At 64.3% G+C, this 14509-nt stretch carries 16 protein-coding genes; 3 read left to right on the forward strand and 13 right to left on the reverse strand.

Going from position 1 to position 14509, the window contains the following annotated elements:
* Positions 1–2: 2 nt before the first annotated feature.
* Genes KDD17_RS10415 through ihfB form a run of 3 tightly spaced genes read right to left on the reverse strand, consistent with a single transcriptional unit; the run spans position 3 to position 1296 of the window.
* Entirely contained in the window at positions 3–653 is a 651-nt protein-coding gene (locus KDD17_RS10415; protein ID WP_212703598.1) for a phosphoribosylanthranilate isomerase, read from the reverse strand.
* An 8-nt stretch (positions 654–661) separates the two neighbouring features.
* Entirely contained in the window at positions 662–1012 is a 351-nt protein-coding gene (locus KDD17_RS10420) for a LapA family protein (RefSeq protein WP_212703599.1), read from the reverse strand.
* Positions 1012–1296 carry an integration host factor subunit beta gene (gene ihfB / locus KDD17_RS10425; RefSeq protein ID WP_212703600.1) on the reverse strand — a complete coding sequence of 95 codons (285 nt, stop codon included), beginning with the start codon at positions 1294–1296 and terminating at the stop codon, positions 1012–1014. Before ihfB ends, KDD17_RS10420 begins: the two co-directional genes overlap by 1 nt.
* Positions 1297–1601: 305 nt before the next feature.
* On the opposite strand from ihfB, the gene KDD17_RS10430 reads away from it, so the two are divergent.
* Positions 1602–2060, forward strand: a complete 459-nt coding sequence (locus KDD17_RS10430) for a YHS domain-containing (seleno)protein (RefSeq protein ID WP_212703601.1) — start codon at positions 1602–1604, stop codon at positions 2058–2060.
* 89 nt (positions 2061–2149) lie between these two features.
* Here KDD17_RS10430 and rpsA read toward each other — a convergent pair whose 3' ends face one another.
* Entirely contained in the window at positions 2150–3823 is a 1674-nt protein-coding gene (gene rpsA / locus KDD17_RS10435; RefSeq protein WP_212703602.1) for a 30S ribosomal protein S1, read from the reverse strand.
* A gap of 272 nt (positions 3824–4095) precedes the next feature.
* On the reverse strand, positions 4096–5040 hold the full coding sequence (locus tag KDD17_RS10440; protein ID WP_212703603.1) for a LysR family transcriptional regulator: 945 nt from the start codon (positions 5038–5040) through the stop codon (positions 4096–4098).
* A gap of 108 nt (positions 5041–5148) precedes the next feature.
* On the opposite strand from KDD17_RS10440, the gene KDD17_RS10445 reads away from it, so the two are divergent.
* Positions 5149–5676, forward strand: a complete 528-nt coding sequence (locus tag KDD17_RS10445) for a phosphoribosyl-AMP cyclohydrolase (RefSeq protein WP_212703604.1) — start codon at positions 5149–5151, stop codon at positions 5674–5676.
* A 90-nt stretch (positions 5677–5766) separates the two neighbouring features.
* Here KDD17_RS10445 and KDD17_RS10450 read toward each other — a convergent pair whose 3' ends face one another.
* The 7 genes from KDD17_RS10450 to trmB form a co-directional block, all read right to left on the reverse strand.
* Positions 5767–6144: a rhodanese-like domain-containing protein gene (locus tag KDD17_RS10450; RefSeq protein WP_212703605.1), complete on the reverse strand. Its 378-nt coding sequence runs from the start codon at positions 6142–6144 to the stop codon at positions 5767–5769.
* Positions 6145–6166: 22 nt separating this feature from the next.
* Positions 6167–6976, reverse strand: coding sequence for a glycosyl transferase (locus KDD17_RS10455; protein WP_212703606.1), 810 nt, complete (start codon positions 6974–6976; stop codon positions 6167–6169).
* Positions 6977–7127: 151 nt separating this feature from the next.
* Positions 7128–7691 (reverse strand): hypothetical protein, encoded by a 564-nt coding sequence (locus tag KDD17_RS10460; RefSeq protein ID WP_212703607.1) that lies wholly within the window; start codon positions 7689–7691, stop codon positions 7128–7130.
* Between the two features lie 76 nt (positions 7692–7767).
* Entirely contained in the window at positions 7768–8388 is a 621-nt protein-coding gene (locus tag KDD17_RS10465) for a (d)CMP kinase (protein WP_212703608.1), read from the reverse strand.
* A complete protein-coding gene (aroA, locus tag KDD17_RS10470) occupies positions 8372–9718 on the reverse strand; it encodes a 3-phosphoshikimate 1-carboxyvinyltransferase (protein WP_212703609.1) in 1347 nt (448 codons plus the stop codon). Before aroA ends, KDD17_RS10465 begins: the two co-directional genes overlap by 17 nt.
* A 76-nt stretch (positions 9719–9794) precedes the next feature.
* Entirely contained in the window at positions 9795–11447 is a 1653-nt protein-coding gene (locus tag KDD17_RS10475) for a mechanosensitive ion channel family protein (protein WP_212703610.1), read from the reverse strand.
* 62 nt (positions 11448–11509) lie between these two features.
* Complete coding sequence (gene trmB, locus KDD17_RS10480) at positions 11510–12211, reverse strand: tRNA (guanine(46)-N(7))-methyltransferase TrmB (RefSeq protein ID WP_212703611.1); 702 nt, start codon at positions 12209–12211, stop codon at positions 11510–11512.
* A gap of 105 nt (positions 12212–12316) precedes the next feature.
* On the opposite strand from trmB, the gene KDD17_RS10485 reads away from it, so the two are divergent.
* On the forward strand, positions 12317–13087 hold the full coding sequence (locus KDD17_RS10485) for a response regulator (RefSeq protein WP_212703612.1): 771 nt from the start codon (positions 12317–12319) through the stop codon (positions 13085–13087).
* A 236-nt stretch (positions 13088–13323) separates the two neighbouring features.
* On the opposite strand, the gene metK is transcribed toward KDD17_RS10485, so the two are convergent.
* Positions 13324–14508, reverse strand: a complete 1185-nt coding sequence (metK, locus tag KDD17_RS10490) for a methionine adenosyltransferase (RefSeq protein ID WP_212703613.1) — start codon at positions 14506–14508, stop codon at positions 13324–13326.
* Between the last annotated feature and the right edge of the window lies 1 nt (position 14509).

Below are 14509 nucleotides of genomic sequence, written 5' to 3' on the forward strand. Positions count from 1 at the left end.
GGTTAATCCGCGGTTAAGGCCGCCGCAACAAAACGGTCGATCAGATCGGCATCCTTGACCCCCGGCGCGCTTTCCACGCCGGAGGAGACATCAAGCTGGCGGGTGCCGGTGCGCGCGACCGCTTCGCGGGCGTTGTCGGGTGTCAGCCCACCGGCAAGCATCCACGGCGATTTCCAGGTCACCCCGGCCAGCAGGCGCCAATCGAACGCAAGCCCGTTGCCGCCGGGCAGATCCACGCCCCTGGGCGGTTTGGCGTCCACGAGCAGTTGATCGGCGACGCCTGTATAAAGATCGAGAGCGGCCAGATCGGACGCCTCGCCCACGCCCACCGCCTTCATCACCGGCAGGCCATAGCGCGCCTTGACCTCGGCCACGCGTTCGGGGCTTTCAGCGCCGTGAAGTTGCAGCATGTCGAGGGGAACGCGGGCCGTCAGGGCGTCAAGGAAGGCATCATCGGCGTTCACCGTCAGCGCGACCTTGGCCACGCCTACGGGCACCTCGCCTGCCAACGGTGCGGCGGCCTCCAGCGTCAGGTGGCGCGGAGATTTGGGAAAGAACACAAAACCGACGTAGCGCGCCCCGGCGCGTGCGGCCGCGTCTATGCCCGCGCGGTCGCGCAGGCCGCAGATCTTGACAGCGATGGGTGCGGTCACGGGTGGTGTCAGGACGCTTCGTCGAGCAGAGCCAGAACTTCGTCCTTGCCCTCGTGCTTTTCGGCTTTCAGCCGCGCGATCTCACGCTCAAGTCGGCGCATTTCACGCGCCTGTTTGGCGGCTTCTGCACGCTCCCCGTACTCGCGGATCCATTCCCAGACAAAGCCAACCAGCAGACCCGCCAGAATACTGCCGAGAATCACGATGAACAGCGGCAACTCCACGCTGGGATTCACCGCAAAGAGGCTGGAGATCTCCCCCGGCAACACTTGCAACGAGACCATGTTGCGGTTGGCCATGGCGACGGCGATGAGGGCCACCGCGAAGATGGCAATGCAGAAGTAGCGAATGTAACGCATCAGGCTTTCCCGTTCAGACGATCCCGGAGAAGCTTCCCCGTTTTGAAGAAGGGTACATGCTTCTCTTCCACATGAACAGTCTCACCGGTGCGTGGGTTCCGTCCGACACGCGCATCGCGCTTTTTTACCGAAAACGCCCCGAAACCGCGCAGCTCGACCCGATCCCCGTCCGCCATGGCGCCGGTGATTTCGTCGAAAATGGTACTCACGATCCGCTCTACATCGCGCTGATAGAGGTGCGGATTGTCGTCCGCGATCTTCTGGATGAGTTCTGAGCGGATCATAGGACCTCCCAAGCAAGGTTTGTTTATTGGTCAAAACTATAGGCAGATTCCCAATCATCGGAAAGCGCAGGAGACGGCTTCGGCAGTCGTTTTCGCGTCTTTTTGGGTGTTTTTCGGGAATTGGCGGCGGGTGGGATAGTCTTTCTGCGCTGCAGCGCGACAATTTGTCCCTATCACCCGATGACAGTGGGTGATTCGCTCTTGGCACAGAGAGGCGTGCAATGCTCACAATCGCGTGGGCGGAGTGGACGTCTGCGCCCTGTCCGGCCATCTTTGCCCCATACGCTATGGAGAGGAGCATCCCGATGACACTGACCCGACGCAGCTTTCTAGGATTGGCCGCGGCGCTTCCGCTGGCCGGTGTATTGCCGCAGCGCGCACGGGCCGGCACGCCCCCCGTCTATGCAGAGGGCGGCGTGGCCGTGGACGGCACCGATGTCGTTGCCTATTTCACCCAAGATCGGCCCGTGCCGGGCGATCCGGCGATCACGCATGATTGGAATGGCGCAACGTGGCGGTTCGCGACCGAGGCCAACCGCGATGCCTTTGCCGCCGAACCCGCCCGTTATGCCCCGCAGTACGGCGGCTATTGCGCCTATGCGGTCAGCGAAGGCTACACCGCCGCGACCGACCCGGACGCGTGGTCGATTGTGGATGGCAAGCTGTACCTCAATTACTCGCGCCGGATCCGGCGCCGGTGGGAGCGCGACATTCCGGGCCGGATCGCCAATGGCGATGCCAACTGGCCAAAGGTTCTGAACTGATCCGCAGCTGACACCCCGCCAAACATAAAAAAGCCCCGCGCAATCTGCGCGGGGCTCTGTCTTTTTACATCACCCGAAGGTGGGGTGGATTATTCGTCGCCCTTGAGCGCGGCACCCAGGATGTCGCCAAGCGACGCGCCGCTGTCGGACGAGCCGTACTGTTCCACAGCTTCTTTTTCCTCAGCGATTTCGCGGGCTTTGATCGACACGCCAAGGCGGTGCGATTTGCTGTCCACGTTGGTGACGCGCACGTCAACCTTGTCACCGACCGAGAAACGCTCGGGGCGCTGTTCGGCACGATCCCGGCTGAGGTCGGAGCGGCGGATGAAGGATTTCATGCCCTCGTATTCCACCTCAACGCCACCGTCCTCAATGGAGGTCACCGTCACCGTAATGATCGAGCCGCGCTTCACGCCGCCGACCGCTTCCGCGAATTTGTCACCGCCCACGCCCTTGATCGAGAGCGAGATACGCTCTTTCTCGACGTCGACTTCGGACACGACGGCCTGAACCATGTCACCCTTGCGGTAGTCCTGAATGGCCTCTTCGCCACGCTGGTCCCACGAGAGATCCGACAGGTGCACCATGCCGTCGATGTCGCCGGGCAGACCCACAAACAGACCGAATTCGGTGATGTTCTTGACTTCGCCTTCGACTTCCGTGCCCTCGGGGTGTGTTTCAGCGAACACTTCCCATGGGTTGCGCATGGTTTGTTTCAGGCCAAGCGACACGCGGCGTTTTGCGGCGTCGATTTCCAGAACCATGACTTCGACTTCCTGGGAGGTCGACACGATCTTGCCGGGGTGCACGTTTTTCTTTGTCCAGGACATCTCGGAGACGTGGACCAGACCTTCGACGCCGGGCTCCAGCTCAACAAAGGCACCGTAGTCGGTGATGTTGGTGACGCGACCGGTGTGCGAGGATTCCAGCGGGTATTTCGCCTGAACCAGATCCCACGGATCTTCCTGCAGCTGTTTCATGCCGAGGGAGATGCGGTGCGTCTCTTTGTTGATCTTGATGACCTGCACCTTGATCGTCTCGCCGATGGCGAGGATCTCGGACGGGTGGTTCACGCGGCGCCATGCCATGTCGGTGACGTGCAGCAGCCCGTCAACGCCGCCCAGATCAACGAACGCACCGTATTCGGTGATGTTCTTGACCACACCATCGACGGTCTGACCTTCGGTGAGGTTGCCGATGACTTCGGCGCGCTGTTCGGCCCGGCTTTCTTCGAGGATCGCACGGCGCGACACCACGATGTTGCCGCGGCGACGGTCCATCTTGAGGATCTGGAACGGCTGCTTGAGACCCATGAGCGGGCCCGCATCGCGCACGGGGCGCACATCGACCTGAGAGCCGGGCAGGAAGGCCACGGCACCGCCGAGATCGACGGTGAAACCGCCCTTGACCCGGCCAAAGATCGCACCTTCGACGCGCTCTTCGGCGGCGTAGGCTTTTTCCAGACGGTCCCATGCTTCCTCGCGGCGGGCCATCTCACGGCTGATGACGGCTTCGCCACGCGCGTTTTCGACCTGACGCAGGAACACTTCGACTTCATCGCCAACGCTGACGTTGGGCTGTTCGCCGGGTTCCGCAAATTCCTTGAGCTCGACACGGCCTTCCATCTTGTAGCCGACGTCGATAATGGCCTGGCCCGCTTCGATCGCGATCACCTTGCCTTTGACAACAGAGCCCTCGTCGGGCGTGTCCATTTCGAAGCTTTCTTCAAGGAGTGCTTCAAACTCATCCATCATATTCGCCATGTAGCGTTTTGTATCCTTCAGGTTTGTTTTCGGGCCGTGCGGTTGTCTCCGCCGGTCTTGGGGGTGAATTGGACTTCGCAGCGGGTCACATCGGTGCACGATAAAGAAAGAGGGCCGGTACAAAACCGACCCCGCCCGAGATATCGCGCCCGGAGCTGTGACCGCTCCTTAGACAAGCGCGCGTATAGGACATTGGCCGCAACGACGCAAGGCGCTTTGCGCAGACGACGCGCGCGTGCCATGGGGCGACACGCCTCCCCCGTTTGCAGAGCCTAGCGAAACTGTGCGTCGCGCGCGTCGCGGATTTCTCGTTTCACGGCGATCAGATGCTCGGCGAGCGCCAGACAATCCGCCTTGATGGAGGATCCACGGCGCCAGTGCAGCAAGATATCGTGCACGGCATCGGGATCATCGATGCGGCGCACGACGAATTCCGGATCCCGCACAGCTTCGGCGAGAGCATAGAGCGACGGCAGCACCGCCACCCCTGCCCCCATCACCGCCATCTGCCGCACCGCGTCCAGGCTTCCGCCTTCATAGTCGCGGCTGACGAATGTGCCGGCCTTTTGCGCCAGTGTCTCGACGATCCGCGCCAGCCGAAACTCGGGGCTGAGCGACAAAAGAGGCTTACCGGCAAGCGCGCTCAACAGCACCGGCTCCTGCGTTGCGAAAAGGGGGTCGTCGGGGGCCGCACAGGCCCAGAGCGTTTCGGTGAAAAGCGGCACACTTTCGACGTCCGGCTCTTGCGTCTGGGTGCCGATCACCACGTCAACGCGGCCCGCCTTGAGCTTGTCCAGCAGCTCGATCGTCGCGCCTTCCTGCACGGCCAGACGCAGGTCCGGGTGCAACCTGTGCAATCGCCGGTTTGCGATCGGCATAAAGTAAGCGCCCACGGACGGCAGCACACCGATCGACAGGCGATCCGCAAAAAGACCGACAGTGCCGCGCGCTACGGCCCGAAACTCCCGCAACTCATGCAAGAGCGTCCGCGCCTTTGGCAGCAGCTTTTCCCCCTGTGACGTCAGCCGGACCTTTCGGGACGTCCGCTCAAACAATTTGACGCCCAATTCGTCTTCCATGCTCGACACCTGCGATGACAGGCTTGGCTGGCTCACGGCAAGCGCCTCGGCCGCCCGTCCGAAGGCCCCGGTTTCGGCAACAGCGACAAAGTATTGCAGCTGACGGAAAGAGGGGCGCGCAGGGTCACTGTAATTCATAGTCAAAAACTATGTTTATCCAAGAATATTTCAATTGGTTTTATCGACGGGGCCACCCCATTTCCCAAGTACACCGCTGAAGACAGCACCCATCAGGAGAACACACCAATGCTTAAGACAACCACTGCCGCCCTTGTCCTCGTTGCAACCGCCGGTATGGCATCGGCCGCTGCGCCCGAGCTGACCGAGGACCGCGTCACCGAATTGAAGAAAGCCTGGGGCGAGGGGATCGTCAACATCGGCGCCGTCTATACCGCCGAGGGCGACTATGAGGCAGCGGCACGCGAACACATCGAAAAGTTCTACGCCTACGGGGATGAAACCGTCCTGTTCAAGCCGACACTCGCCAGCGAAGATCAGTTCCGCGGCACGTTTGACGAGGCGCTGTCATACTTTGTCGGAGGGAGCATTTCCGAGGATGGCGGTTTTGCCATCGCCCCCTACACCGATGTCCGTTGGGAAAACGAAGGCACAACCATCAGCGGCGATACGGCCCTGGCCATGGGGAACTACTTTTTCACCACAACGGATGGATCAGAGGTGAAGGTCGAATACACCTTTGGCATTCAGCAGATGGAGGACGGTGAGCTGCAGATCGTGTTGCACCATTCTTCCCTGCCCTACACCCCAAGCTGATCCAGAGGCTTCCCTGAGGCCGCAGGCCCCCGGCGTATCGCGCCGGGGGCTTTTTTCTTGAGGGCGGCGTGCCTTTTGAGGGTCGCGCGCTCACGCCTCAGTCGGGCCGCCCGCGTCTTTCCACGCAGGAAACCCGCCGATGTTGGTGACGTTGGTGAAGCCCATGTCCTTGAGCGTTTTGCCCGCCAGCGCGGCCTGACCGCCGGCACCGCAGATCAGGTAGATCTCGGCATCTTTCTGGAACACCGGGTCATAGAGCGCCTCGACCGCCGGGTCGGCGCGGAATTCGATCATGCCGCGCGGGACGCGGTGGGCGCCTTTGATCGTGCCGCTTTCGGCGATGGCGGCGCTGTCGCGCACGTCGATGAAGGTGCCCTGCCCGGCGGCGTGTTTGGCAATGGCCGCCTCGGCGTCCAGTTTGGGCACGTCGTTGTTGGCGGCGTCGAGGTAGTCTTTTGCGGTTTTCATGGGGGTCTCCTTGGGGTTGGGGTTATTCGCGCCAGTGATCGGCGATCCACGGGGTGGGCAGCAGAAAGCGGCGCAGGTGTCGAAAGCGTTTGCCGAAGTGGCGCGGACCGCGGATCGCGCGCATCAGATGCTCGCGGCGGGTGACGCCCTCGCCCTCTTCGGGCACCCAGCGGCCCACAAGTGCGTCGGGCGGGTTGGGGGTGGCGGGAAAGATCACTACGCGCGCATCCGCGGGCAGGCGCGGGGCGACAAAGTAGTTCATCGGGAAAAGCGGCACGCATTGGGTGCGGAAATGGCGGACCCAGGGTTTGGGCCAGAAGGTTACGCCACCGGGCGCGTTACGGGTCACAAAGCGCTGCTCGAACGTGTATTCATCCGCGATGCCTTGGGGGTCGGCGCGAAACATCTCCAGCAGCGGCGCAAGCTTGCCCACGGGAAAGCGGAAGATCGAGGTCTGGCCGAGCTTTTCCAGCGGCGTGGTCGGGTTGCGGGCGAGGATCACGTCGTCAGGATCGCCGTAGCTGAAGAAATCGTCGAGGCTGCCGGTGACCACCAGATCGAGGTCCAGAAAAAGGACCGGGCCGCTCAGCCCTTCGAGCGTTTCGTTCCAGAGGCGGGATTTGGGCCAGATGCCTTTGGATTTGGGCATGACGATGTCACTGGGCGGGAGATCACGGCAGATGACCTCGGCGCGCACGCCCGCGCGGCTGTCGGTATAGCAGTTGAATGTGAAATCGCCGGTGATGTTGCGCGCGCACATGGCATAGAGACGATTGATGTAGGGCGCGCCGTATTTGGTGCCCCAGTTGATGCAGATGATCTGTTTTTGCACAGCCGCGCTCCGGTGAATTGACGTGCAGCCTGTGCGACCGGGCGACAAAGGTCAATGCGATGCGCGCGGGGCCGGCGGGGATAAAAGTTTTTCAAAAACTTTTGGCAAATTCCTTTGAAAGGAATTTATCCCGCCCGCGGCCGGCGGTGCGTCAAAGGGCTTCGCCCTTTTTCTTCAGCTCCTCGAAAAGCTCGCGGTAGATGCCCGCGCTGTCCCCACCGCCAAAGGTCTGCGCGCCGCCCGAATAGGTCCGCCCGTAGCTGCGCGCGACGTTCACCGTCTGGATGAGCGCGCTGAGCAGCTGGTCCTTTTCCAGCGGCGACAGCGGGTGGATGAACACGCCCCAGAGCCGCCCGTTGGCCACGGCATAGCGCGCGTCGAGGGCGGTGTCGAAATTGGCCTGCATCATGCGCAGCAAGTCCGCTTCGCTCAGCCCCTCGGCGCTGGCGATCGGGACCATGGCGCGCATGCGGTCGGCTGCGGCGTCGGCCACGATCATCACCGGGATCCCGTCGAGGGTGAATTGCAGCGTTGGCCCCTGCGCGCGCACATCGGCGTCGATGGTCTGAATGATGAGGGCCATACGCTCCAGCGTCATGGGCCCTTCGATCTGCGCCTCGGGCAATGGGTCCGGTTGCGGTGTGGGATCGGCCTCCTGCGCCCAGAGGGCAACGGGCGTGAGGGCAAGGGCAAGGCTCAAAGCGCGCAGTTTCATCGGGGTCTCCTTCGTGGGTGCCCCTATGAGAGTAACCGCTGGCGCGGATTTTGCGAAACACCCTTTGGTGAGCGGATCAGCGTGCTTTCGTGATGAGTGCGACAGCCTGCGCCACGGCCGCATCAATGGTAAGCGTCGAGGTGTCGATCATATGCGCGTCGGCGGCGGGGCGCAGCGGCGCCTCTGCCCGCTCCATATCGCGCGCATCGCGGGCACGCACATCGGCAAGCACCCGATCATAGCTATCCCCGATCCCCTTGCCCGACAGCTCGGCAAAGCGGCGCTGCGCCCGCACCTCGGGCGAGGCGGTGACAAACAGTTTGACCTGCGCGTCGGGGCAGATCACCGTCCCGATGTCGCGCCCGTCAAGCACAGCCCCGCCCGCCCGCGCGGCAAAGCTGCGTTGGAAATCCACCAGAGCGGCACGCACCTCGGCGATGACGGCGACACGCGACGCGGATTGCGCGACCTCCGGGGTGCGCAGGCTGTCATTCTCCAGATCATCCGGGATAAGGGTGCGGGCCGCGTCAACGGGATCGGCACCCGCCAGCACCTTGGCCCCGACGGCGCGGTACAAAAGGCCGGTGTCGAGATGCGCAAAGCCAAAATGTGCGGCCACGGCCTTGGACACCGTGCCTTTGCCTGCGGCGGCGGGGCCGTCGATGGCGACGGTAAACCCCTCAGTCACGCTGCACATCCGCGCCAAGCTGCGTCATCAGCGGCTCGAAGATCGGGAACGACGTGGCGATGGGGCCGCCATCATCGACGTGCACCGGCGACTGGGCGGCCATGCCGAGGATCAGAAACGACATCGCGATGCGGTGGTCGAGGTGGCTGGCGCAGGTGGCGCCGCCCGGTACCTTCCCGGCGCCAAGGCCGGTAACGATCCACCAATCCGGCCCGTCCTCGACCGTAACGCCATTGGCGCGCAGCCCGCTGGCCATGGCCTCGATCCGGTCGCTTTCCTTGACGCGCAGTTCCTTGACGCCGCGCATGACGGTCTGCCCGGTGGCGTTGGCCGCCACGACCGACAGCACGGGGTATTCGTCGATCATGGAGGCGGCGCGGGCGGGCGGCACCTCGATCCCCTTCATATCGGGGGAGTAGCGGGCGCGCAGGTCGGCGACAGGCTCACCGCCTTCTTCGCGTTCGTTCTCATAGGTCAGATCGGCGCCCATCTCGCGCAGGGTGGTGAAAAGGCCCGCACGCGTGGGGTTGAGGCCGATATTGGGCACCAGCACGTCCGATCCGGGCACGATGAGCGCGGCACAGACCGGAAACGCCGCCGAGCTGGGATCGCGCGGCACGTCGATATGCTGTGGCACAAGCTCGGGCTGGCCGGTGAGCGTGATCTCGCGGCCCGCATCGGTGTCGCGCACGCTGATTTCTGCGCCAAAACCCGCCAGCATACGCTCGGTATGATCGCGGGTGGCTTCCTGTTCTATCACGACCGTCTCGCCCGGCGCGTTGAGGCCCGCCAGCAGAACAGCGGATTTCACCTGCGCCGAGGGCACCGGCACGGTGTAGCGCACGGGGATCGGATCGCGCGCGCCCACCAGTGTCATCGGCAAACGCCCCGCGCTGCGGCCCACGGTCTGGCAGCCGAACAGTGCCAGCGGATCGGTGACCCGCGCCATGGGCCGCCCGTTGAGCGAGGCATCGCCCGAAAACGTCGCCGTGATCGGCTGCGTCGCCATCGCGCCCATGATGAGCCGCACACCCGTGCCGGAGTTGCCGCAGTCGATCACGCGCTCGGGCTCAGCAAAGCCGCCGACGCCCACGCCGCGCACCGACCAGCGCCCACTACCGTGGTCGGTGACCTCGGCCCCGAAATCGCGCATCGCCTGCGCGGTATCGAGCACATCCTGCCCTTCGAGAAGCCCGGTAATCGTCGTCTCGCCCACGCACATCGCGCCCAAAATCAACGCGCGGTGCGAGATCGACTTGTCCCCCGGCACCTGCGCCGTACCGGTCAACGCGCCGCAGGGGGTGGAGGTCATCGGGATGGGAGTGCCGTGGCCGGACATGGGTGCGCCTTTCGCAAAATGGTCTGCGCCGCGGTTCTAGACCAGCCGCCCCGGCGCGTCCATGGGCGCGGCACGCTCAGGCGGCATCGGCATCGGCATCCGGGTCGCGCCGCGCGGCGTCGGTGCCCATGTGCGGCAGGATTTCGGTATCACCGGTTTCCTGATCGCGCGCGGCGCCCAGCATCGCCTCGCGCAGGGCACATTCGACATCCCAGCCGTCGCGCGGATCGGGCACCGGCACGGCAAAGCGGATCTGCAGCCCGTAGCCGTCCTGACCCGTCACCATCGCCTCGGCCCCATCGGGATCGCAGCGGTCATCCGCCGCGATCCAGTCGTTGAATTCAGCGCGCAGGGCGGCAATATCCACGGAATTCGCGAGGGTCAGCGTCACAGTGCGCACCATGCCGCTGTCGACGATGTTGCGGTTGACAAAGGGCTCCGACACGAACTGCGACACCGGCACGATGATGCGGGTGTCGTCCCAGGCACGCAGCTGCACAAAGGTGAAATGCACCCGCTCGACCGTGCACAGCGTCCCTTCCCACGTCAGCTGATCGCCCACCCGCGCGGTCCGGTTGAGCGAGATCTGAAGGCTTGCCATGATGTTGCCCAGCACCTCGCGCGCGGCAAAGCCCAGCACCAGTGTGAGCGAACCCGCCGCCGCCAGCAGCGAGAAGCCCAGTGTCTGGAAAATCTTGGCCGTGCTCAGCAGGATCCCCGCCCCCGCAAGCACCGCGATCACCACCAGAACGCGACGCGCGGCGGAAAGCGTGGCGGCAAGGTTGCGGCGGTCCTCCTCCTCCGGCGCGGCGAGCGTGTCGATATCGACCGCCACCACCCGCGCCAGCGCGGCGTCGATCACATTGACCGAGAGCATCACGCCGGCGGCGACGAAGGCGAGGATCAGCAACGGCTCCAGAAAGGTCGAGACGGTGCCCGACACCACAAAGAGATAGCGCGTGGCAACCCAGATCGTCAGCGCCATGACACAGATCGTCACCGGCAGGCGCAACCCGCTGACCACAGCGCCAAACCCGCCGCTGCCGCCCGCACGCCCCAGGATCCGCCAGCACAGGACCGCCACCAGACCCGCGGCGAGCGCGACGAGAGGCAGGCCGATGATCTCCCACCATTTGAGGCCAAGGATGGCATCGCGGCGCAGGGGAGCCGGCAACGCCCGCTCGAATTCGGACGGGCCATAGCGCGCGAACAGCGCGTCGATGCGCGCAACCGTCTGGCGTGAAAAGACCCAGACCGCCTCTCCCCCTTCGGCCTGCACGCGGTTGAGCCGCAGCGCCACGCCGCGCCCGTCCAGATCAAGGATCCCGATCAGCAGGCTCTTGCGCGCGGTGCCGGCCATCGGATTGCTGTCGGCAGCCGTGGTGTCGAGCGCATCGGGCCGTTCCAGCAATTGCTGCCAGGAGATCACGACCTTGCGGTCCATGACCGTGCCCAGCCGCTGCGCGAGCATCGGCCCCACGGTCGCCTGATCGCCAACCGAGATGTCATTGAGGTTTAGCACATGGGCCGCATCCCCCGGCAGCCCGTCTTCGAGCGCGAACAAAAAGCTTTCCATCGCGGTCTGCGGCGTCGAAAGGTCCAGATCGCCCTGCGGGGCGGGCAGGCCTGCGTTGAGTGCGTCGACCTCGAACACCTGCTCCTGCGCGGCGGCAAACCCTGCGGTGAGGGTGGCAAGGCAGGCAAGCAGAGCGAGGAAAAGACGGCGCATGGGGTCTCCGGTGCAGATTGGCGTTGCACGCCAACGCACCGGAGCGGCGCGAGGTTCCCCGCTCAGACCCGGCGGAAGGTCAGGTAATGCGGGGTGCGCCCCTCGCGCAGCGCCTTTTGTTCGTAGCGGGTGGACAGCCAGTCATCCCACGGATCGCGCCAGTCGCCCGGACGCTCCGCCAGCCACTCAAAGCCCGCGCGCGGCACCTCTTCGAGGGTTTGGCGCACGTAATCCTCGATGTCCGTGGCCACACGCAGGATTGCACCGGGTTTCAGCGTGCGGTGCAGCGGTGCAAGGTGTTCGGGCGTGACAAAGCGGCGGCGGTGGTGGCGCGCCTTGGGCCATGGATCGGGATAGAGCAGGAACGCACGCGAAATCGACTGCGCAGGCAGCACGTCAAACAGATCGCGCGCGTCGCCGGGATGCACGCGGATATTGTCCGCCCCCGCGCGCCGGATCTTGCCCAGCAGCATGGCGACACCGTTGATGTAGGGCTCGCAACCGATAATGCCGACATTAGGGTTTGCGGTGGCCTGATGCACCAGATGCTCCCCCCCGCCAAAGCCGATTTCGAGCCACGCCTCGCGCCCGTCGAACAGTGCGTCAAGATCCAGTGGGGTGCGATCGGGGTTTGCCTCCCAATCGACCGGGCCGGGCGACAGATCGGCAAGATCCTCGGCCAAGTAGGTCTTTTGCGACGCCTTGAGGGATTTGCCCTTGAGGCGACCGTAGAAATTGCGGCGGGGGCGGTCAGGAGTACTCATGGCCCGCGCTTTAGCGCGGCGGCGCGGGCGGTTCAATGGGGCTAACCTTCGATTAACCCCGCGCCGCTAGACAGGTCATGCAGCCACCCAAGGAAGCGCCCGACCATGAGCCATTTCACCCCCGTCGCCGCCAGCCGATCCTCCGTCGCGCAAACACTGCCGCCACTGGCGCGCATTCTGATCGTGGAAGACCAGCGATTTGACCGCGTGCGCCTTGAGCGGATGTGCAAGACATTCGATTTTGCGGTGCAGATGGATGAAGCCAGCACGCTCGCCGGGATGATCGACCGGCTGGAGGCGCAGAGCTATGATCTGGTTCTGCTCGACTACCACCTGCCGGACGGCAGCGGATTGCAGGGAGTCGAGATGATCCGCGACAGCACGCTCAATGCACTCACGGCGACGATCATGATAACCGGCACCGCCGAGGCGCGCGTGGCCGACCGTGCCCTTCGGATGGGGTTCAGCGACTATCTGACCAAGGATGAATTGTCGGCGGAAACCTTGCAGCGGGCCGCCATTACCGCGATCCAGAAATCACGACTGAGCACGACAGTCACGATTACAGGCGCGCGGGCCGAGGAGACGGATGCGGTCCTGCAAGGATTCTCGCGCGATTGCGCCTCGGAGATGAAACCGATCGTCAGCCGCATGATGCGCCAGATGCGGGCACTCCGGCATCTGCCCGCCGATCAGGCCGACGCGCAGATCGCCCGGCTTGAAGACTCGTGCCGCACGCTGCACGGCTTTCTCGATGATTTGCAAAGGTTCGCGGAACGCCCCCCGCCTGCGTCATCCCCCCGCAAGGGCGCGTCGGGGGCGGCCCCCCCTTCCCCCTTCAGCTGGGCACGGCCCTATCCGCGCAAAACGCACTGAAGTCCCCCGCGCGCGGCGGTCCGTCTGGCGAGAATGACGCTTGCGAGGGGCACAGGCGGTCGGGGCCGGTACAGGATTGACCACAGAAATACCAAAATCCGGTTTCCGGTCAGGATCCGGAGGCGACCGGGTCCGGAGCATGTGGCGGCGCACATCGCGGCGCGCCTTGCGGTGCCGGCGCTTTTCCTGCGGATGGCACGCCGGTCGTGCAATCCCTGACAGGCTGCGAATTTGGCCTAGGAAATCGCAGCCTTGAGCGCCTCGCCCAGATCGCGCCGCTCCCAGCTGAAACCACCATCCGCGTCCGGGGCGCGGCCAAAGTGGCCGTAGGCGGCGGTGCGCTGGTAGATGGGTTTGTTCAGCGCCAGATGCTCGCGGATGCCGCGGGGGGTAAGATCCATCGTCTTGCGGATGGCCCGTTCGATCGCTTCTTCATCCGCTTGCCCCGTGCCGTAGGTATCGCAGTAGATCGACAGCGGCTTGCTGACCCCGATGGCATAGCTCAACTGGATCGCACATTTGGAGGCCAGACCGGCGGCGACCACGTTTTTCGCCAGATAGCGCGCCGCGTAGGCGGCCGAGCGGTCAACCTTGGTCGGATCCTTGCCCGAAAACGCACCACCGCCGTGCGGCGCGGCCCCGCCGTAGGTATCGACGATGATCTTGCGGCCCGTCAGCCCTGCGTCCCCGTCGGGGCCACCGATCACGAAGGTGCCGGTGGGGTTCACCCACCATTCGGTGCTCTCGTCGATCCAGCCTTCGGGCAGAACCTCGCGAATGTAGGGCTCGACAATGGCGCGGATGTCGGCGCTTGTCTGGCTGGCATCGGCGTGTTGGGTGGACAGCACGATGGAGCTGACGCCCACGGGCTTGCCCCCCTCATAGCGCACCGACAGCTGGGATTTCGCGTCCGGGCGCAGGGTCGGCTCGGTCCCGTTCTTGCGGACCTCGGCCAGACGGCGCAGGATCGCGTGGGCATAATGGATCGGCGCGGGCATCAGCTCGGGCGTCTCGTCGGAGGCATAGCCGAACATGATGCCCTGATCGCCCGCGCCTTCGTCCTTGTCCGCGCCCGCATCAACACCTTGCGCGATATGCGCGGATTGCTCGTGCAGCAGATTGGTGATCTTGCAGGTGGCGTGGTGGAATTTTTCCTGCTCGTAGCCGATGTCCTTGATGCAGGCGCGCGCGATATCCTCGATCCGCTCCATGTACTGGCCCAGCTTTGCCTTGTCGGCCAGACCGACCTCCCCGCCGATGACGACGCGGTTGGTGGTGGCAAAGGTTTCCGCGGCGACGCGGGCTTCGGGCTCTTCGGCGATCAGCGCGTCGAGCACCGCATCGCTGATCCGGTCACAGACCTTGTCGGGGTGCCCCTCGGACACGGATTCGGACGTAAAGACATAGGACTGGCGGGACATG

It is taken from the genome of Sulfitobacter albidus, assembly GCF_018200035.1.
GTDB classification, from domain to species: Bacteria; Pseudomonadota; Alphaproteobacteria; order Rhodobacterales; family Rhodobacteraceae; genus Sulfitobacter; species Sulfitobacter albidus.